The organism is Sphingosinithalassobacter tenebrarum, assembly GCF_011057975.1.
Classification (GTDB): Bacteria; Pseudomonadota; Alphaproteobacteria; order Sphingomonadales; family Sphingomonadaceae; genus Sphingomonas; species Sphingomonas tenebrarum.
This window is the reverse complement of the sequence record NZ_CP049109.1, coordinates 533,081-550,854: the sequence shown is the minus strand read 5'-3', so window position 1 is coordinate 550,854 and position 17,774 is coordinate 533,081. Positions and strand designations below refer to the sequence as shown.

19 protein-coding genes are annotated in these 17,774 nt (G+C 65.1%); 3 read left to right on the top strand and 16 right to left on the bottom strand.

All coding sequences use genetic code 11. The annotated features are described in order from the left end of the window. Positions 1 to 41: 41 nt before the first annotated feature. The 13 genes from G5C33_RS02775 to rimP all read right to left on the bottom strand — a co-directional run bounded on the left by G5C33_RS02775 (position 42) and on the right by rimP (position 13,165). Positions 42 to 1,061, bottom strand: coding sequence for a sensor histidine kinase (locus tag G5C33_RS02775; RefSeq protein WP_165325818.1), 1,020 nt, complete (start codon positions 1,059 to 1,061; stop codon positions 42 to 44). A 141-nt stretch (positions 1,062 to 1,202) separates the two neighbouring features. Next, positions 1,203 to 3,497, bottom strand: coding sequence for a polyribonucleotide nucleotidyltransferase (gene pnp / locus G5C33_RS02770; protein ID WP_165325817.1), 2,295 nt, complete (start codon positions 3,495 to 3,497; stop codon positions 1,203 to 1,205). Positions 3,498 to 3,742: 245 nt separating this feature from the next. Next, entirely contained in the window at positions 3,743 to 4,012 is a 270-nt protein-coding gene (gene rpsO / locus G5C33_RS02765) for a 30S ribosomal protein S15 (protein ID WP_165325816.1), read from the bottom strand. 23 nt (positions 4,013 to 4,035) lie between these two features. Continuing rightward, entirely contained in the window at positions 4,036 to 5,058 is a 1,023-nt protein-coding gene (gene truB, locus G5C33_RS02760; RefSeq protein ID WP_165325815.1) for a tRNA pseudouridine(55) synthase TruB, read from the bottom strand. Positions 5,059 to 5,110: 52 nt separating this feature from the next. Then, complete coding sequence (locus tag G5C33_RS02755; RefSeq protein WP_165325814.1) at positions 5,111 to 5,506, bottom strand: hypothetical protein; 396 nt, start codon at positions 5,504 to 5,506, stop codon at positions 5,111 to 5,113. Further along, the gene (locus tag G5C33_RS02750; RefSeq protein ID WP_165325813.1) at positions 5,503 to 5,928 is read right to left on the bottom strand and encodes a hypothetical protein; all 426 of its coding nucleotides are present in this window, start codon (positions 5,926 to 5,928) and stop codon (positions 5,503 to 5,505) included. The genes G5C33_RS02755 and G5C33_RS02750 overlap by 4 nt, the downstream gene beginning before the upstream one ends. Before the next feature lie 31 nt (positions 5,929 to 5,959). Further along, positions 5,960 to 6,553 (bottom strand): thymidine kinase, encoded by a 594-nt coding sequence (locus G5C33_RS02745; protein ID WP_165325812.1) that lies wholly within the window; start codon positions 6,551 to 6,553, stop codon positions 5,960 to 5,962. 34 nt (positions 6,554 to 6,587) lie between these two features. Next, the gene (gene rbfA, locus G5C33_RS02740) at positions 6,588 to 6,989 is read right to left on the bottom strand and encodes a 30S ribosome-binding factor RbfA (RefSeq protein ID WP_165325811.1); all 402 of its coding nucleotides are present in this window, start codon (positions 6,987 to 6,989) and stop codon (positions 6,588 to 6,590) included. Positions 6,990 to 7,136: 147 nt separating this feature from the next. After that, entirely contained in the window at positions 7,137 to 7,235 is a 99-nt protein-coding gene (locus G5C33_RS19470; protein ID WP_323126176.1) for a putative holin-like toxin, read from the bottom strand. Positions 7,236 to 7,346: 111 nt separating this feature from the next. Next, on the bottom strand, positions 7,347 to 10,073 hold the full coding sequence (gene infB, locus G5C33_RS02735) for a translation initiation factor IF-2 (RefSeq protein WP_165325810.1): 2,727 nt from the start codon (positions 10,071 to 10,073) through the stop codon (positions 7,347 to 7,349). Positions 10,074 to 10,077: 4 nt separating this feature from the next. Continuing rightward, on the bottom strand, positions 10,078 to 10,941 hold the full coding sequence (locus G5C33_RS02730; RefSeq protein ID WP_165325809.1) for a DUF448 domain-containing protein: 864 nt from the start codon (positions 10,939 to 10,941) through the stop codon (positions 10,078 to 10,080). Then, positions 10,922 to 12,589, bottom strand: coding sequence for a transcription termination factor NusA (gene nusA / locus G5C33_RS02725; protein ID WP_165325808.1), 1,668 nt, complete (start codon positions 12,587 to 12,589; stop codon positions 10,922 to 10,924). The genes G5C33_RS02730 and nusA overlap by 20 nt, the downstream gene beginning before the upstream one ends. 6 nt (positions 12,590 to 12,595) lie before the next feature. Then, complete coding sequence (gene rimP / locus G5C33_RS02720) at positions 12,596 to 13,165, bottom strand: ribosome maturation protein RimP (RefSeq protein WP_165325807.1); 570 nt, start codon at positions 13,163 to 13,165, stop codon at positions 12,596 to 12,598. A gap of 242 nt (positions 13,166 to 13,407) precedes the next feature. On the opposite strand from rimP, the gene G5C33_RS02715 reads away from it, so the two are divergent. Beyond that, a complete protein-coding gene (locus G5C33_RS02715) occupies positions 13,408 to 14,571 on the top strand; it encodes a PQQ-dependent sugar dehydrogenase (RefSeq protein ID WP_165325806.1) in 1,164 nt (387 codons plus the stop codon). 63 nt (positions 14,572 to 14,634) lie between these two features. On the opposite strand, the gene G5C33_RS02710 is transcribed toward G5C33_RS02715, so the two are convergent. Together G5C33_RS02710 and G5C33_RS02705 are read right to left on the bottom strand one after the other, a co-directional pair. After that, entirely contained in the window at positions 14,635 to 15,153 is a 519-nt protein-coding gene (locus G5C33_RS02710; protein ID WP_165325805.1) for an RcnB family protein, read from the bottom strand. 146 nt (positions 15,154 to 15,299) lie between these two features. Then, the gene (locus G5C33_RS02705) at positions 15,300 to 15,767 is read right to left on the bottom strand and encodes an outer membrane protein assembly factor BamE (RefSeq protein WP_165325804.1); all 468 of its coding nucleotides are present in this window, start codon (positions 15,765 to 15,767) and stop codon (positions 15,300 to 15,302) included. Between the two features lie 154 nt (positions 15,768 to 15,921). Here G5C33_RS02705 and G5C33_RS02700 point away from each other — a divergent pair, with 154 nt between their 5' ends. Together G5C33_RS02700 and G5C33_RS02695 are read left to right on the top strand one after the other, a co-directional pair. Continuing rightward, the gene (locus G5C33_RS02700) at positions 15,922 to 16,431 is read left to right on the top strand and encodes a ubiquinol-cytochrome C chaperone family protein (protein WP_165325803.1); all 510 of its coding nucleotides are present in this window, start codon (positions 15,922 to 15,924) and stop codon (positions 16,429 to 16,431) included. Next, positions 16,428 to 16,961: a YceD family protein gene (locus G5C33_RS02695; protein ID WP_165325802.1), complete on the top strand. Its 534-nt coding sequence runs from the start codon at positions 16,428 to 16,430 to the stop codon at positions 16,959 to 16,961. The genes G5C33_RS02700 and G5C33_RS02695 overlap by 4 nt, the downstream gene beginning before the upstream one ends. Before the next feature lie 19 nt (positions 16,962 to 16,980). Here G5C33_RS02695 and G5C33_RS02690 read toward each other — a convergent pair whose 3' ends face one another. Continuing rightward, entirely contained in the window at positions 16,981 to 17,658 is a 678-nt protein-coding gene (locus tag G5C33_RS02690; protein ID WP_165325801.1) for a TetR/AcrR family transcriptional regulator, read from the bottom strand. Between the last annotated feature and the right edge of the window lie 116 nt (positions 17,659 to 17,774).

The window sequence follows — 17,774 nt, the reverse complement described above, 5'->3', positions numbered from 1 at the left end:
TACCGCTTAACCGCCACGTGCGCCACGATTTTTCGATTCGATCATGCCGGCAGTCGCAACCGCGCCGTAGCACCATCGCCGCCGATCAGTTCGAAGCTTCCGTTCAGCTGCCGTGCCAGCATCGCGGCAATACGCAGCCCCAGGCTGCCGCTTGCCTCGATGTCGAACCCTTCGGGAAGGCCGTGGCCGTCGTCGCGCACTTCCAGCCGCACAAGCTGCTCGCCTTCGCGGACCAGTTCGACATCGATCGATCCCTCGTCCCGACCGGCAAAGCCATGTTCGATCGCGTTGGCGACCGCTTCGGCGACGATCAGCGCGAGCGGAATCGCCGCGTCGGGCGCCAGCAGGGCGTCGGCGGCGGCGTTGACCGTGCAGCGAATCCCCTTGCGCCCGCTGGCATCGACGACATCGGCGCAGAGCGGCTCGAGAAATTCGCGCATCGTCCGAGTCGCACCCTCGGCATTGTAGAGCTGGCGGCTGATCCGCCCGATCAGCGCGAGCCGACGCGAGGCTTCGTCGAGCGCATGGCGCGCGCCCTCGTCCGCCACGCCGCGCTTCTGCAGCGTAAGCAGCCCCGCGGCGACCTGCAGATTGTTCGACACGCGATGCTGCAACTCGCGGAACAGCAATTCACGGGTATGGGCGAGCGCGCGGCTGACCTCGCGCTCGCGCGCCAGATGGCCGTTGGCGCGCTGCAGCCAGTGAATGATGACGATATCGGTGCCGACGACCACGCAATAGAAGCCGAGCGCGATCATCGCAGTGAGATTGACGGTGAAGGCATCACGCTCGCCGATGAAGAAATACCAGCTGAGCATGCCGCAGATCACGCCCGCGGCGCCGCCGATCCGCACGCCGAACAGGAAGGACGAGATGATGACGGCGGGAAAGAAGGTCACATAGGGAAACCCCGATGTGAGCCACGGGTCGGCGGCGAAGCGCACTGCCAGCGCAACCACGCAGATGGCCAGCATCGCCGCAACGGCGAGCGCCGGGCGATCGCGGGCGATCGGCAGCCGTTCGAGCCAGCGCCCGGTTTCGACTGAAGTCTGCTCCGCCATGAAAACGCGTCTTTCCCGGAAAGAGGGAACCTCGGGACGACCCCGGTTCGAAGCCGGTATATCCATCGGAAATTCAAACGAAAAGAGGGCCGGAACACTCCGACCCTCTCTTCTTTCCATCGCGCTGATCCAGCGCGTCGATCAGTCCTCGGTGATGAAGGAAGGCAGACCAATGTCGGCGCCGTCATCCTTGTCCCTGGACTCGCTCTTTTCGCGACGCGGGCCACGATCGCCGCCGCGGCCACCACCGCCGCCACGACCGCCACGACCACCGTCACGACGACGATCGCCGCGCTCGCCCTTGTCACCGCGCGGTTCGCGCGGCGGGCGGGTGTCTTCCAGCTCCTCGCCGGTTTCCTGATCGACGACGCGCATCGACAGGCGGACCTTGCCGCGCTGGTCGATCTCGAGAACCTTGACCTTCACTTCCTGCCCTTCGGACAGGACGTCGGACACCTTCTCGACACGCTCGTTCTTGATTTCGGAAACATGGACGAGACCGTCCTTGCCGCCCATGAAATTCACGAACGCACCGAAATCGACGAGATTGACGACCTTGCCGTTGTAGATCTTGCCGACTTCGGCTTCCTCGACAATGCCTTCGATCCACTTCTTCGCGGCTTCGATCTGGTCGAGGTCCGACGAGCTGATCTTGATCACGCCTTCGTCGTCGATATCGACCTTGGCGCCGGTGGTGGCGACGATCTCGCGGATCACCTTGCCGCCCGTGCCGATGACGTCGCGGATCTTGGTCTTGTCGATCTGCATCGTTTCGATACGCGGCGCGTGCGCCGACAGCTCGGTGCGGGTTTCGCCCAGCGCCTTGGCCATTTCGCCGAGGATGTGCGCGCGGCCGGCATGTGCCTGCTTGAGCGCAGTCTTCATGATCTCTTCGGTGATGCCGGCGATCTTGATGTCCATCTGAAGGCTGGTGATGCCTTCGCTGGTGCCCGCGACCTTGAAGTCCATGTCGCCGAGGTGATCCTCGTCGCCCAGGATGTCCGAAAGAACCGCGAATTCCTCGCCTTCGAGGATCAGGCCCATCGCGATGCCCGACACCGGACGCTTGAGCGGCACGCCCGCGTCCATCATCGACAGCGAACCGCCGCACACCGTCGCCATCGACGACGAGCCGTTCGACTCGGTGATGTCGCTGGTGACGCGGATCGTGTACGGGAATTCGTCATGGCTCGGCAGCACCGGGTGCAGCGCGCGCCATGCCAGCTTGCCGTGACCGACTTCGCGACGCCCGGGGGCACCGAAGCGGCCGACTTCACCGACCGAATAGGGCGGGAAGTTATAGTGCAGCATGAAGTGCTGATAGCTGAGGCCGCCCAGGCCGTCGATCATCTGCTCGCTGTCCTTGGTGCCCAGCGTCGTCGTCGCGATCGTCTGGGTTTCGCCGCGGGTGAACAGCGCCGAACCATGCGCGCGCGGCAGGAAGTGGACTTCGCTTTCGATCGGGCGGACCTGATCGGTCTTGCGGCCGTCGATACGGCGACCTTCCTTGAGGATCGCGGTGCGGACGATTTCCGCCTCGAGCTTCTTGACCAGCTTCGACGCGACGAGCTGCTCCTGCGGCTCCTTGTCGGCCATCGCTTCCTTGGCCTTGGCGCGCGCATCGGCGAGCGCGACCTGGCGGGCCTGCTTGTCGGTCAGCTTGTAGGCCGCTTCGATATCGCCGCCGATCAGCTTCTTGAGCTCGGCCTTGATCGCGTCCTTGTCGTCGGAAACGCTGAGTTCCCACGGCTCCTTGGCGGCCTGTTCGGCGAGCTTGATGATCGCTTCGATCACGTCCTGCGACGCCTTGTGCGCGAACATCACCGCGCCGAGCATGACGTCCTCGGAAAGCTCCTTGGCTTCCGATTCGACCATCATCACCGCGTTGTGGGTGGCGGCGACGACGAGGTCGAGATCGCCTTCGGCAACCATCTCGTCGGTCGGGTTGAGCTGATATTCGCCGTCCTTGTAACCGACGCGCGCCGCGCCGATCGGACCCATGAAGGGCACGCCCGACAGCGTCATCGCGGCAGAAGCCGCGACCATCGCGAGGATGTCCGGCTCATTCTCGCCGTCATACGACAGCACCTGACAGATGCAGTTGATTTCGTTGTAGAAACCTTCGGGGAACAGCGGGCGGATCGGGCGATCGATCAGGCGGCTGACCAGCGTTTCCTTTTCGGTCGCGCCGCGCTCACGCTTGAAGAAGCCGCCGGGGATCCGGCCGGCCGAGCTGAACTTTTCCTGATAGTGCACGGTCAGCGGGAAGAAGTCCTGCCCTTCCTTGACCTTCTTGGCGGCGGTGACGGCGCACAGCACCACGGTTTCGCCGAGCGTCGCGATAACCGCGCCGTCGGCCTGACGGGCAACCTTGCCCGTTTCGAGCGTGAGGGTCTGTCCGCCCCACTCGATTTCCACTTTCTTGGCGTTGAACATGTATTTTCCTTTTCACCGGGCACCCTATGCGCCCGGGGCATCAGATCGAGCCGATCGCGGCTCTTTCGATTCCCTCCCAACCCGTTCGGGCTGAGCCTGTCGAAGCCCCGTTCTTCTTTCTACGTCCGAAGAAGTACAGCCCTTCGACAAGCTCAGGGCGAACGGAGAGGGTTTGTGTCGGGCGGGGTGCCGGATTGCACCTGTCCCGATAAACAAAACGGCCCCGCGAACGGGGCCGTTCCTTGTTACTTGCGAATGCCGAGCTTCGCGATGATCTCCGCGTAGCGCGAATGATCTTTCTTCTTGAGATAGTCGAGCAGGCTGCGGCGCTTGTTGACGAGCATCAGCAGGCCGCGACGCGAGTGATTGTCCTTCGCGTGGCTCTTGAAGTGCTCGGTCAGGTTCGCGATGCGCTCGGTGAGGATCGCGATCTGCACTTCGGGGCTGCCGGTGTCGCCGTTGCCACGGCCATGTTCCTTGACGAGCGCGTCCTTGCGCTCCTGCGTGATCGACATGTCTTTTCCTTCGACATCATGGCTTACAGATTGAACCCGCGGACGACCCGGACATTCCCGGCCTGAACCTCGGCAAGTGCGACCGGAACATCGTCCAGCATCGCAAACACCAGTCCATCGTCAGCGGTGGTCCCGATCACTTGCTGCCCCGCACGGAGCCGCCCTGCCTGATCGGGGGTGAGGGAAAGAGCCGGGATGTCGTCCAGCCCCGCCCTCAACGGCAGGAGTAGTTCTTCAAGGCGCCGCTCCTTAGCGGCATCGGCCAATTTGTCCAGCGAAATCGCCTGTTCCAGCCCGAACGGCCCTGCCTTGGTGCGCCGTAGATAGGTGACATGCCCCACCGATCCAACCGCGCGTGCGATGTCCCGTGCAAGCGACCGGATATACGTCCCCTTGGAGACATGGGCGGTGAGCGTGATTTCATGACATTCCTCCCCGAGTTCGCTCGGGGAGGGGGACCGCGCGACGCAGTCGCGGGGTGGAGGGGGCGGCGGTGCAACCGCCGCTGACGTGGCGGCCCCTCCACCAGCTTCGCGGGTCCCCCTCCCCGAGGCAAGCTCGGGGAGAATCTTGAGCGAATGCACCGTCACGCTGCGTGTCTCGAGGACCACTTCCTCCCCCGCCCGCGCCAGATCATAGGCGCGCGCGCCATCGACCTTAAGCGCGGAATAGGCGGGCGGTACCTGCTCGATCGGTCCGGTGAAGCGCGGCAGCACCGCCGCCACCTGATCGCGCGTCGGGATCATTTCGCTGGTGGCGATTTCCTTGCCCTCGCAGTCGAGCGTGTCGGTCTCGACGCCGAAGCGGATCGTGAAATCATAGACCTTGTCGCTGTCGAGCATCCGCCCGGCCAGCTTGGTCGCCTCGCCGATCGCGACCGGCAGCACCCCGGTCGCCAGCGGGTCGAGCGTTCCGCCATGCCCCACCTTGGGCATATCCTTCTTCTTCGGGCCGTAGCCGGCTTCGCGGAGCGCGCGTTTGACCGCGCTCACGCCCTGGGTCGAGCCCAGTCCCAGCGGTTTGTCGAGAATGATCCAGCCATGCATGGCGCGCGCCTCTAGCCGACGCGACACGCGGGGCCAAGCGGCGTCCCGAAACTCAGTCGAGCGTCACCACCGAATCCGAATCGACCTGCGGCGGCGCCTCGCTCGCGCGGATGCTGGTCACGCCACAGCTGATGGCGAGCTGTGGAATGCGCAGCATCGAATTGCGATCGAATCGATTGTTGATGCCCGTATCGACGATCGTGGTCATCGATTCGCGATACTGGTCGAGACAGCCGTGGCTGGTTTCGACGCGGTACCAGCGCTCGGTGCGATCGCGCAGGAACAGCACGTCGCCATGCCCCTTCACGATCTGGCGAATGCCGCCGTCTGCGGCGAAGGAAATCGTCGTTTCTTCGTCGCTGACGCCGGGCAGCGCTTCCTGCGCCGCTGCGGGCAGCGCCATCGCGGTGGTCAGCGCCGCGGCGGTGGTCAACAGAATGCGCATCATTGCTTCTCCTCGCCGGACCGGCCTTCTTCGGCGTCGCCGCGACGGTCGTCATGGCCGGGCGGCGGCGCGCTGGTCTTCACGCTGACGACATTGCACCACTGGCCCGGAAAATCCGACGATGCAACGCGGGTTCGCGTATCGAAACTGCCCATCGGCCCGGTCTGATAGACAAGCTGAAAGCTGCCATGGTGGCTCATGCAGGGGCCGACCAGCTCGACGCGATACCAGCGACGCCGGTTATCCTGCACATAGAGCGCGTTGGAGCCGACCTCTCCGGCTTCCCAGTTGCGGATACCGTTATTGTCCGCAAAGGGGATGGAGGTTTCGACGCCGAGTTCGCGTGTATCGCGATCCTGCGCCACGGCGGGCGCGGCCAGCGAAAGTGCGAAGATCAGCGATAGGGTGGAGGCAATATGTCCCATGGTCGCACCTTATACGCGATGCGACCTGAACCTAGGCTGAGCCGCGCGCGCCGCGCAGCGCCTGGCGGAAATGGCGGCGGCACATCGCAACATAGCGTTCGTTGCCGCCGATTTCGGTCTGTTCGCCTTCACCGATGGGATTGCCTTCGCCATCGACGCGCAGGTTCATCGTCGCCTTGCGCCCGCAATCGCAGACCGACTTGATCTCGACCAGCGCGTCGGCGATCGCCAGCAGCCGCGCCGATCCGGGAAACAGCGCGCCCTGGAAATCGGTGCGCAGGCCATAGGCGAGGACCGGCACATCGTGCTCGTCGCACAGCGCCGCAAGCTGATCGACCTGCGCGGCGGTGAGGAACTGCGCCTCGTCGACAAAGACGCAGGCAAGCGGATCGGCCGCATGTGCCTGCGCAACGATGGCGTGGATATCGGTTTCCGCGCCGAACGGCGTCGCGCCCGCCTCCAGCCCGATTCGCGATCCGATCCTGCCCGCGCCGGAGCGATCATCGATCGCGGCGGTGAACAGCATCGTGCGCATGCCCCGCTCGCGATAATTGAAATCGGCCTGCAGCAGCGTGGTCGATTTCCCCGCGTTCATGCTGGCATAGTAGAAATAGAGCTTGGCCATGCCGCTTCCTTAGCAAGCCAGGCGGGCGATGCGATCAGCTTTCGGCGTCGCCGTCCAGATCGCGCGCCACATTCGGATCGCGCAGCAGCTTGTCGATATGGCTCGCTTCCTCGAAGCTTTCGTCGGCCAGGAATTTGAGCTTGGCCGCATATTTCATCTTCACGCGATGTGCGACTTCGCGCTGGAGATAGGCGGTGTTGGTGCGCAGCGCTTTCAGCACCGCTTCCTCGTCCTTGCCGAGCAAAGGCTTTACGAACACCGTGGCGTGCCGCAGATCGGGCGACATGCGCACTTCGGTGATGCTGACCATGTGCCTGGCCAGCACATCGTCATGCACGTCGCCGCGCTGCAGGATTTCGCTCAGCACATGGCGCACCTGTTCGCCGACGCGCAGCGTGCGGACGGAACGGTCTTCGTTGCTGTCATTGTGGCGCATATTGAATTTTTCGCAGTTTTTGCTTATAGAGAAGGACACTACAGCGGAAGTGTCCAAGCTTCCACCTTCTGAGCCCGGGCGTTGCAGCGCTCGGGCTCAATGCATTTTGGGCCTCCCGGCGTTGCAGCGCCGGAAGGCCCGCAGACGCTACTTGTGTTTCAGCTCAATGAGCTTCACCACCAGCCCGAGCAACGCGACAACGAATGTCGCGCCGCCCAACGCCACTACTACAGCATTGGTGTCCATAGGCTTCACCTCCTTTCAACCGCAGTTGCGGTCAAAAGGAGGCTTAGCAGAAAAACTACACTGCTAGATCGCCGGGTGTTGTAGAAAGCGCTTCCACAACAGCTGCACCAACTACAGCGTCCGTTCGCGCATCTCGACTTCGAAGGTTTCGAGATAGTCGCCCGGCTTGATGTCGGTGAAGTTCTGGCTGAACGTCACACCACATTCGAGGCCCGCGCGGACTTCCGGCACATCGTCCTTGAAGCGCCGCAGCGACGCAATTTCGCCATTGTAGATAATGACGTCGTCGCGGGTGATGCGTGCCTTGAGCGCCTTGCGGATCGCGCCTTCGGTGACCAGCAGACCGGCAGCCTTGCCGTGCTTGCCCGCCGAGAAGACTTCCTTGATCTCCGCACGCCCGACAACCGTTTCGAAGGCCTCGGGGCCCAGCTCGCCGGCCATGCCCGCGCGAATTTCGTCGGTCAGATCATAGATGACGTCGTAATATTTGAGCGCCACCTTGTTCCGTTCGGCGATTTCGCGCGCCTTGGCATTGGGACGGACATTGAAGCCGATGATCGGCGCGCCGCTGGCACCGGCCAGCGTCACGTCGCTTTCGGTAATGCCGCCGACGCCCGAATGCAGGATCCGCACCTTGATCTCGTCGGTCGAGATCTTGTTGAGGCTGCCGATGATCGCTTCCACCGTACCCTGCGTATCGCCCTTGACCACCAGCGGATATTCGATCGCCTGATTCTCCTTCAATGCGGAGAACATGCTTTCGAGGCTGGCGGGCGCCTGCGTCGTGCGCTTCTGATGGAGCACGCCCTGGCGGTATTCGGCGACTTCGCGCGCACGCGCCTCGCTTTCGACCACCTGAAGCGGATCGCCCGACATCGGCACACCCGACAGGCCGAGCACTTCGACCGGCATCGACGGACCCGCTTCCTTGATCTGACGCCCCTTGTCGTCGATCAGCGCGCGCACCTTGCCGCTTTCGGCGCCGACGACGAACACGTCGCCGACCTTGAGCGTGCCGCGATTGACGAGGATCGTCGCGACCGGGCCGCGGCCCTTGTCGAGCTTGGCCTCGACCACCGTGCCTTCGCCGTCGCGATCGGGATTGGCCTTGAGTTCGAGCAGTTCGGCCTGAAGCTGGATCTTGTCGATCAGATCATCGAGCCCGGTCTTCTTGAGCGCCGAAACCTCGACGTCCTGAACCTCGCCGCCCATCATTTCCACCTGCACGTCATGTTCGAGCAGGCGTTCGCGGATGCGCTGCGGATTGGCCTCGTGCTTGTCGACCTTGTTGATCGCCACGATCATCGGCACGCCGGCCGCCTTGGTGTGATTGATCGCCTCGATCGTCTGCGGCATCAGCCCGTCATCGGCCGCCACCACCAGCACGACGATGTCGGTGACATTGGCACCGCGCGCGCGCATTTCGGTGAAGGCCTCATGACCCGGCGTGTCGAGGAACGTGATCTTCGACTTGTCCTTCAGCGTGACCTGATAGGCGCCGATATGCTGGGTGATCCCGCCGGCCTCGCCGCCGGTCACATCGGTACCGCGCAGCGCATCGAGCAGGCTGGTCTTGCCGTGATCGACATGCCCCATGATCGTGACCACCGGCGGGCGCGGCTTGAGCGCCTCTTCGGGATCCTCGCTCGTGTCGAGCTGCAAGTCGATATCGGCATCCGAAACGCGCACGATATTGTGCCCGAATTCGGTGACGAGCAGTTCGGCGGTGTCCTGATCGATCGTCTGATTGACCGTGACGGGCATGCCCATCTTGAACAGCGCCTTCACCAGATCCGCGCCCTTTTCGGCCATGCGGTTGGCGAGTTCCTGCACCGTGATCGCCTCGGGAACGGTGACGTCGCGGACCTGCTTCTGCTGCGGTTCGCGCGGACCGCCCGAATGCGAGCGCTTTTCCTTTTCGCGGGCACGCTTCAGCGCCGCGAGGCTGCGCGCACGCGCCCCATCATCGCCGCCAAGCGCGCGATTGACGGTGAGCTTGCCCGACTGGCGCCGGTCATCGCGGCTGCGATCGCTGCGCGACGGCTTGTTCGCCGGCGCCGAATCGCTGCGCTTGGGCGCGGGGCCGCTCTTGCCGCCGCCACCACCGCCGGCATTGCCGCCGCCCGACGGTTCGGGCGCCGACTTGGCCTCGGGCTTCGGCTTGGGTTTGGGAATTTCGGGACGCTGCACCGGCGTGAAGCGACGCGGCGCGGGGCGGCTCGAATCGAGCGCCAGCACCTGCGGGCCCTGCTCGGCGGGCTTTTCCTCCGCCTGGGGCGCTTCGGCGGCGGGCTCTGCCGCATCCTGCTTGGGCGCTTCCTTGGCCTTCGCCTTGGGTTCGGCTTCAGCCTGCTTGGCTTCCTCGGCGGCCTTGGCGGCTGCCTCTTCCTCAGCCTTGCGGTTTTCCTCGGCGCGGCGGCGTTCCTCTTCGGAAGCCTCCTGCTTCTCGCGCTCCTCGCGACGACGCGCTTCCTCGAGCGCGGCCATGCGCGCCTCTTCGGCTTCGCGCAGCAGCTTCGCCTGCATCTCCTGACGGGAGAGCAGATTGTCTCCGGCCGGGCGCGGCGCGGGAGTCGGCGTGGGCTTGGGGGCCGGCGCGGGCGCCTTGGCGGCCGGCGCGGGAGCAGGCGCCGGCGCGGGCGTCGCGGCTTCTTCGCGCTGCCCGTTTTCCTCGCCCGGACGGCCGAGGACGCGGCGACGCTTCACTTCCACGACCACGGTGTTCGAACGGCCGTGGCTGAAGCTCTGCTTCACCTTGCCCGTTTCGACCGTGCGCTTCAGACCCAGCGGTTGGCGCGCTCCCAGTTTCGGCTTTTCCTTGTCCGTCGTGTCGTCCATGCGGCTACTTATTTCCTTCGTTCTTCTCGTCTTCTGCGGCGTCGGACGGTGCCAATGCCGTTGCGCCCTGCGAGTGCGTTTCGCAAGGCGCCGATACGCGATCGGGTCCGATAAAGTGCAGCCAGCGATCGAGCGCTTCGCTCACTCGCCGTGCCGCCTGAGCGTCGGTCAGGCCGGCATGTACCACATTTTCGCGGCCGAGGGCCAAGGACAATATGGTGCGTGGCACCGGCAAAGCCAATCCCCTGAGCCGCGATCCTTCGCGTTCCGATCCGACACGCCATGCCTGGGCGAGCTTGCCCGACCCGTCGGCACCTGCATCGGATGCGTGGTAGAGCGCGCGCAGCTTGCCCTGCCGGGCCGCGGTTTCGATACGTTCCGAACCCGTCAGCAGATGCCCCGCGCGCGATTCCAGACCCAGCCGATCGAGCGCGTTGCGTTGCAGCGCCGCCGCGACTCGCTCGGGCAAATCGTCGGGAATGACGATCGCCCCGGTCTTGAACGCACGCGACAGCGCGCCCTTCAATTTGCCCTTCACCTGCGCGGTTTCAAGCTCGGCCCGCGTCACGCCGATCCACGCCCCGCGTCCCGGCGCCTTGGCGCGGACATCGGGCAGCACCTCGCCGTCGGGCGAGAGCGCAAGCCGGATCAGCCCCTCGCGCGGCGATTCCTCACGTGAAAGGACGCAGGTGCGGACACTCCCCCCTCCCGCCTGCGGGAGGGGGTCAGGGGGTGGGCTCGCCTTATCGGCAAGCGCACCGCCTGCGGGAACCGGGTGCCCACCCCTCGATCCCCTCCCGCGAGCGGGAGGGGAGGAAGCAGTGCCGCTGTCGGTTAGCCGGGGCCTATCATTGTTCGGAGTCCGCAACAGCGTCCTCCTCGCCGGCGCTGCCGGCTTCCGCTTCGGCTTCCTCGGCCGGAACCGATTCTTCCTCGTCCGCGAACCAGTGGGCGCGGGCGGCCATGATGATTTCGTTACCCTGTTCGTCGCTCAGGCCATATTCGCCGAGCACGCCGCCCTTGTCCTCGGCGCGTTCCGAACGGGCCGGGCCGTTGTCATTGCCGCGGCGGCGCGGTTCGGCGCGCTTCTTCTGGACCAGTTCGTCGGTGGCGAGATCGGCGAGATCGTCGAGCGTCTTGATCCCCGCCTTGCCGAGCGTGACGAGCATCGCTTCGGTCAGATACGGCATCGTCGCCAGCTCGTCCTCGACGCCGAGCGAACGGCGTTCCTCGCGATTGGCTTCCTCGCGGCGATCGAGCGCTTCCTGCGCGCGGCTCTGCAGTTCCTGCGCCAGTTCCTCGTCAAACCCTTCGATCGTCGCCAGTTCGTCGAGTTCGACATAAGCGACTTCCTCGAGCGCGCCGAAGCCTTCGGCAACGAGCAGCTGCGCGAGCGTTTCGTCGACGTCGAGTTCGTTCTGGAACATCTCGCTGTTGGCGACGAATTCCTTCTGGCGCTTCTCGCTGGCGTCGGCTTCGGTCAGGATGTCGATCGCCTTGCCGGTCAGCTGGCTGGCGAGGCGGACATTCTGGCCGCGACGACCGATGGCGAGCGAGAGCTGATCGTCGGGCACCACGACTTCGATACGGTCATCCTCTTCGTCGATCACGACGCGCGCGACATTGGCCGGCTGCAGCGCATTGACGACGAAGGTCGCGGTGTCGGGCGACCAGGGGATGATGTCGATCTTTTCGCCCTGCATTTCCTGGACGACCGCCTGGACGCGACTGCCCTTCATGCCGACGCAGGCGCCGACCGGATCGATCGAGCCGTCATGGCTGATCACGCCGATCTTGGCGCGCGAACCCGGATCGCGGGCGGCCGCCTTGATCTCGATGATGCCGTCGTAGATTTCCGGCACTTCCTGCGCGAACAGCTTCTTCATGAAGTCGGGATGCGCGCGGGAGAGGAAAATCTGCGGCCCGCGATTTTCGCGGCGGACGTTGAGGATGATCGAGCGGACGCGATCGCCGACGCGGACGACTTCGCGCGGGATCTGCTGGTCGCGGCGGATCACGCCTTCGGCACGGCCGAGATCGACCACGACATGGCCGAATTCGACGCGCTTGACGACGCCGGTGATGATCTCGCCGACGCGGTCCTTGAATTCCTCATACTGGCGCTCGCGCTCGGCGTCGCGGACCTTCTGGAAGATGATCTGCTTCGAAGCCTGCGCCTGGATGCGGCCGAATTCGATCGGGGGCAGCGGATCGACGATATAATCGCCGATCTTGGCGTCCTTCTGAAGCTTCTGCGCGCCCTTGAGGTCGACCTGCTTGAAATAGTCGTCGACCGCTTCGACCACTTCGACGACGCGCCACAGGCGCAGGTCGCCGCTGTTCGGGTCGAGCTTGGCGCGAATGTCGTTCTCGACGCCATAGCGGTTCTTGGCGGCGCGCTGGATGGCGTCTTCCATCGCCTCGATCACGATCGCGCGATCGATCAGCTTCTCCTTCGCCACCGAATCGGCGATCGCGAGCAGCTCGGCCTTGTTGGCGGAAATGGCAGTGGCCATCGGTCTTTACCCTTCTACCTGTGCGTCGTCGGACGCATCTTCGCTGTCTTCAAATTCCTCGGCGCCTTCGGCCGAAAGCGGCACGGTGGCGGCGATCAGCCGATCGGTCATGACGAGCTTGGCGTCGTCGATCGCGGCGAAATCGAGTTCGTGGCGCACGCCCTGCGTATCGACGATGACGATCGTCTGCCCGTCGACGCCCGCCAGGTCGCCCTTGAACGCCTTGCGTCCATCGGCGTTCTTTTCGGCGAGGGTGATGCGCGCCTCATGCCCGGTCCAGTCGACATAGTCGGCGATCCGGGTGAGCGGCCGGTCGATCCCCGGCGAGCTGACTTCGAGCCGATAGGCGTAATCGATCGGATCCTTGCCCGCCTCTTCCAGAGCGTCGAGCCGGTCGGAAATGCGGCGCGACAGATCGGCGCAATCCTCGATCGTCAGCTGGCGCGTATCGGGGCGCTCGGCCATCACCTGCAGCGTCGGATCGCTGTCGCCGAACATCTTGACGCGCACCAGCGCAAACCCGAGCGCTTTCGCTTCGGGTTCGATGATGTCGGTCAATGCGGCGATATCGGCCATCCGGGCTCCTGAAATACATATGCGGCTTCGGCGCCGGAGCCCGAAGGGCCCCGACCTCGGCAATGTCACCAATGTCGAGAAAGCAGGAGCGATATAGTCCAAGCCGCGTCGCCGGGCAAGTGCGCATGCATCGATTTCGTCTGGTCCGCTCCCGCCGATGCCGGTTAGGGTCGCCGGCCCGCGCAACGCACCGACCCGCGACGCGTTGCGAAAGTAACGGAGCCATTATCGGAGATTCGCAGATGCGCCGCACCGCCACCGGCCTGATCGCCGCCACCGCCTTTACCCTGATCGCCTGTTCGGCGCAGCCGCCGGGACAAGGCGGCGCCACGCCGGGGCCCGATGCGGCGATGCTGCAATCGGGACGCCCCTTCACGATCGCCACCGTCGCCGATTTCGAATCGCCCTGGGCGATGGCTTTCCTCCCCGGGGGGCGGATGCTCGTCACCGAAAAGGCCGGATCGCTCTGGCTGCTTTCGTCCGACGGACAGACCCGCAGCGAAGTCACGGACATCCCCGCCGTCGACAATGACGGGCAGGGCGGACTGATGGACGTCGTCCTCCACCCCGATTTCGAGGCGAACCGGCTCGTCTATTTCAGCTTTTCCGAATCCGGGCCGGGCGGCAAGGGCGTGGTGCTCGCGCGCGGCAGACTCGACGAGGAAGGCGGCAGTGCGCGCCTCGCCGATGTCGAACGGCTGTTTCAGGCGACCCCCTATGTTTCGGGCGACGGCCATTATTCGGGGCGCATCGCCTTTTCACCCGACGGGCAATATCTGTTCTTCACCAATGGCGATCGGCAGAAATTCGATCCCGCCCAGGATCCGCGATCGACGCTGGGCAAGGTGCTGCGCCTGACGCCGGACGGCGAACCAGCCCCGGGCAATCCGCTCGCCGAAAAGGGCTTTCACCCCGCCATCTGGAGCTATGGCCACCGCAATCTGCTCGGCATCGCCTTCGACAGCAGCGGCGCGTTGTGGGAAGTCGAAATGGGTCCCAGGGGCGGCGACGAAGTCAATCGGATCGAAGCGGGGCGCAACTACGGCTGGCCGCTGGTTTCGAACGGCGATCACTATAGCGGCGAGACGATCCCCGATCACGACACCCGCCGCGATCTCACCGCGCCGGTCGCTTCGTGGAACCCGTCCATCTCACCCGCAGGACTGATCGTCTATTCGGGCAAGCTGTGGCCGCAATGGAAGGACGACCTGTTCCTCGGCGCGCTTTCGGGCAAAGCGCTGATCCGCGTCGAAGTGAACCCGGCCAGCGCGCCGCGCATCGAGCAATGGGACATGGACACGCGCATCCGCGATGTCGCGGAAGGCCCCGACGGCGCGATCTGGCTGCTCGAGGACGGGCGACGCGGCGCAGCCGGCAAGCTGATGCGGCTGACTCCGGCCGAATAGACGCATGACGGCGCCGCACCCGGGGGATTAGGTGCGGCGCCGCCCTTCGCGCGACGAAAGCGCTTACCAGTAGAAGTTGTTGTACACCCGCACGACGACGCCGCGACGCATGTCGATCACCAGCACATCGTCATAATGGCGCACATAGCGCAGATAGCCCGCGCGCAGCGGCGGCAGGTGATAGCGCCACGGATCGGCAATCACGAAGCGCGTGCCGTAATAAGCGGGCGCGATCCGCACGCCGGCGCGAAAGCGCGTATAGCGGAACGGCGCATTCCAGTGGCCACGCGCGAAATAGGCGCGGTTGGCGTTGCGATAATGCCGCCAGTCATTCTCCGCCCAGCGATGGGCGCGGTCGCGGCGATCGTCGCGGCGATCCCAGCGGGCATCGCGCCGGTCCTCCCGGCGATCGCGGCGGGCGTCGCGCCGATCGTCGCGACGGTCCTGGCGATAGTCGCGGCGGTCATGGCGATCGTCATGTCGTTCATACGTGCCGCGCGCCTGGGCACTCGCGACGCTCGGCACCGAAACGGCCGGAATGGCGATTGCGGCGATCAGTGCCGCACCGAAAAACCTGTTCATATTTCCTCCTCAGCAATGGTCGGCATTGCATCCCGGGAGGGGGCTGACCGCCGACAGACGCTGATTGGAGGATTCAGGCTGAACGCGTCGGGAACGCGCGCTTCATCTGTTCGCAAGCTAGGTTAACGCCGCGCGGCGGCGAAGGACTAGGGTCCGCTGGTGCCGCCGGTGGTGCCCGGCGCGCCGACCGTGCCGATATTGCCGAACAGATCCTCGAAGAAACCGTCGTTGCGGCCCAGCGTCGGTGTCGTCTTGCCATAGGGCTCGATCGACGCGATCTGCGATTCGTCGGTGCGGTTGATCGACTGGACCGTGCCGTCCGGCTCGAAGCGGACGATGATCGTCGACTGGCTTTCGGGCTGCGGATTGTTGAACGCCAGGTTCCGCGTCTTGCGCGAGATATAATACCAGGTGTCATTGGTGAATTCGCCGCTCAGCGTCGGATGGCCGAGCGTCTGCATCACCGAGTCGCGATTATCCACGCCCGGCTGAATCGCATTCACCAGATCGGGATCGACGACATAGCCCTGCCGCCCCCGGACCGGCGAACAGGCCGAAGCGAGCGCGGCCACCGCCAACAGGACGACAGGGAAACGCGGAAAAGACACCGACATTCGATTCTCCGGGTGAGCAACATTCATCGGCCGCGCAATTGCATCGCGGCGCAAAGCCATCAATATGCGCCATCGCCGCGTCAAACAAGGTGCGGCCGGAACCGGCGGGGCCGCGATGTCCCGCAAATCGCCTCCAACAGTGGAACCGGACGGAATGACATTGCTGAAACGGCTGCTGCGCCGCGACCGCAGCGAGGCGGCCGAACTCTATGCCGCGATCGTCGCGCGCGGGCGCCAGCCGCACTGGTATGCAGCGGGCGCGGTGCCCGATACGATCGACGGGCGGTTCGACATGATCGCCGCGATTCTGTCGCTCGTGCTGCTGCGGCTGGAAACGCAGCCCGAATCGGCCGCGCTCAACACCGCGCTCGCCGAGCGCTTCGTCGACGATATGGACCCGCAATTGCGTCAGATCGGGATCGGCGACCTGGTGGTCGGCAAACATGTCGGCCGGATGATGAGCATGCTCGGCGGGCGGCTCGGCGCCTTTCGCGACGGGCTGGCCGCGGGCGATATCGATACTGCGCTGCGCCGCAATCTCTATCGCGGCGAAGCGCCCGCCGACGCCGCGCTTGCCCATGTCCGCGATTCGCTGCTCGCCTTCCATGCCGGACTGGCGGCGACGCCGATGGACGTGCTGGCGAAAGGCGACCTGCCCGAATGACGACCCCCGAATTTTCTCGGCCTTGCCGGCTCGATCGCATCGGCGCCGGCGAATCGACCGAAACCGTCGAAGCGACGCCCGAAGAGCGCGCCGCGCTGGCGCGACGGTTCGGGCTGGCCGCGCTCGATCGGCTCACCGCCGAATTCCAGGTCCGCCGCCAGGACGAAGGCGTCGCCGCGCGCGGCCATCTGCGCGCCAGCCTGGCCCAGCGCTGCGTCGTCACCGGCGATCCGGTGCCCGCCACGATCGAGGAACGGTTCGACCTGCGCTTCCTGCCCGCACCCGAAGACGGCGATCCCGACGCGGAAATCGAATTGTCCGAAGACGAATGCGACACGATGTTCTTCACCGGCGCGGCAATCGATCTGGGCGAAGCGGCGGCCGAAACGATGGCGCTCGCGCTCGATCCCTATCCGCGCAGCGAAGGCGCGGCAGAGGCACTGAAGGAAGCCGGGGTGCTGAGCGAGGAAGAGGCCGGGCCGTTCGGCGCGCTGGCGGAGCTGAAGGACAAGCTGTCGGGCAAGAAATAAGGCGTGCGCCGCCCCGGCGCTATTCGCTGTCGGGAACGCCGATCCCGCGTGCCAGCATCGCCGCGACGGCATCGGCGACGTCGCCCGGCACCGCATCGTCGTCGCGCACGCCGTACCGCAGGCCGAGAAACACGTTCATTCCCATGATCGCCCAGGCATGGACCTCGCCGACATCGGCGCGGACCTCGCCGCGATCCGCCGCCGCGGCAAGGCGCGCGCGGATACGTTCGGCGGTACTGTCGTAATGAAGGTTGAAGCTTTCGGGATCGACGAACTCGGCTTCGTCGATGATGCGATAGATTTCCTTGTGATCGCGCACGAAGGCGATGAAGGATTCGAGCCCCGCGCGCTCGGCCTCGATCTGGTGTCCGGCGGCGCGGATGGCGGGCGTCACATGGTCGCGCACCTGCGCTGACATGTCGCGCACCAGCGCGCGGAAGACTTCGTCCTTCGAATCGAAATAGGTGTAGAAACTGCCCAGCGCGACGCCCGCGCGGCGCGTGATCCCGCTGACCGACCCTTCGTGAAATCCCTTTTCGCCGAACTCCTCGGCGGCGGCGTCCAGAATCGCGCGCAGCGTACGGCGGCCGCGTGCGGTGCGCGGCGCCTTTCCGGCACTCGCTGCATCCTCGGCGGCAGTGGCCGTAACCGCCGCTCCCTTCGGCGATGTGGCTTGCGCGCCACGCCCCGTCGCCATTTCCCGCTCTCCCATTTCTTTCCAAGTTGAAACCCGGTTCAGGTTTCAGTATAGGCTTGCGCGACCACATACAACCCGCGCCGTCGAAGCCGGGAGTTGCCTGGGGAGGAAAAGAA

What these genes read in the sequence shown, in the direction of transcription:
- G5C33_RS02690 (WP_165325801.1), bottom strand. Translation starts at nt 17,658, where the DNA reads ATGGCGACGGGGCGTGGCGCGCAAGCCACATCGCCGAAGGGAGCGGCG.
- G5C33_RS19470 (WP_323126176.1), bottom strand. Translation starts at nt 7,235, where the DNA reads ATGGACACCAATGCTGTAGTAGTGGCGTTGGGCGGCGCGACATTCGTT.
- rbfA (WP_165325811.1), bottom strand. Translation starts at nt 6,989, where the DNA reads ATGCGCCACAATGACAGCAACGAAGACCGTTCCGTCCGCACGCTGCGC.
- G5C33_RS02695 (WP_165325802.1), top strand. Translation starts at nt 16,428, where the DNA reads ATGACGACCCCCGAATTTTCTCGGCCTTGCCGGCTCGATCGCATCGGC.
- G5C33_RS02705 (WP_165325804.1), bottom strand. Translation starts at nt 15,767, where the DNA reads ATGTCGGTGTCTTTTCCGCGTTTCCCTGTCGTCCTGTTGGCGGTGGCC.
- infB (WP_165325810.1), bottom strand. Translation starts at nt 10,073, where the DNA reads ATGGACGACACGACGGACAAGGAAAAGCCGAAACTGGGAGCGCGCCAA.
- G5C33_RS02745 (WP_165325812.1), bottom strand. Translation starts at nt 6,553, where the DNA reads ATGGCCAAGCTCTATTTCTACTATGCCAGCATGAACGCGGGGAAATCG.
- G5C33_RS02710 (WP_165325805.1), bottom strand. Translation starts at nt 15,153, where the DNA reads ATGAACAGGTTTTTCGGTGCGGCACTGATCGCCGCAATCGCCATTCCG.
- truB (WP_165325815.1), bottom strand. Translation starts at nt 5,058, where the DNA reads ATGCATGGCTGGATCATTCTCGACAAACCGCTGGGACTGGGCTCGACC.
- G5C33_RS02750 (WP_165325813.1), bottom strand. Translation starts at nt 5,928, where the DNA reads ATGGGACATATTGCCTCCACCCTATCGCTGATCTTCGCACTTTCGCTG.
- G5C33_RS02700 (WP_165325803.1), top strand. Translation starts at nt 15,922, where the DNA reads ATGACATTGCTGAAACGGCTGCTGCGCCGCGACCGCAGCGAGGCGGCC.
- G5C33_RS02755 (WP_165325814.1), bottom strand. Translation starts at nt 5,506, where the DNA reads ATGATGCGCATTCTGTTGACCACCGCCGCGGCGCTGACCACCGCGATG.
- G5C33_RS02775 (WP_165325818.1), bottom strand. Translation starts at nt 1,061, where the DNA reads ATGGCGGAGCAGACTTCAGTCGAAACCGGGCGCTGGCTCGAACGGCTG.
- nusA (WP_165325808.1), bottom strand. Translation starts at nt 12,589, where the DNA reads ATGGCCACTGCCATTTCCGCCAACAAGGCCGAGCTGCTCGCGATCGCC.
- pnp (WP_165325817.1), bottom strand. Translation starts at nt 3,497, where the DNA reads ATGTTCAACGCCAAGAAAGTGGAAATCGAGTGGGGCGGACAGACCCTC.
- rimP (WP_165325807.1), bottom strand. Translation starts at nt 13,165, where the DNA reads ATGGCCGATATCGCCGCATTGACCGACATCATCGAACCCGAAGCGAAA.
- rpsO (WP_165325816.1), bottom strand. Translation starts at nt 4,012, where the DNA reads ATGTCGATCACGCAGGAGCGCAAGGACGCGCTCGTCAAGGAACATGGC.
- G5C33_RS02715 (WP_165325806.1), top strand. Translation starts at nt 13,408, where the DNA reads ATGCGCCGCACCGCCACCGGCCTGATCGCCGCCACCGCCTTTACCCTG.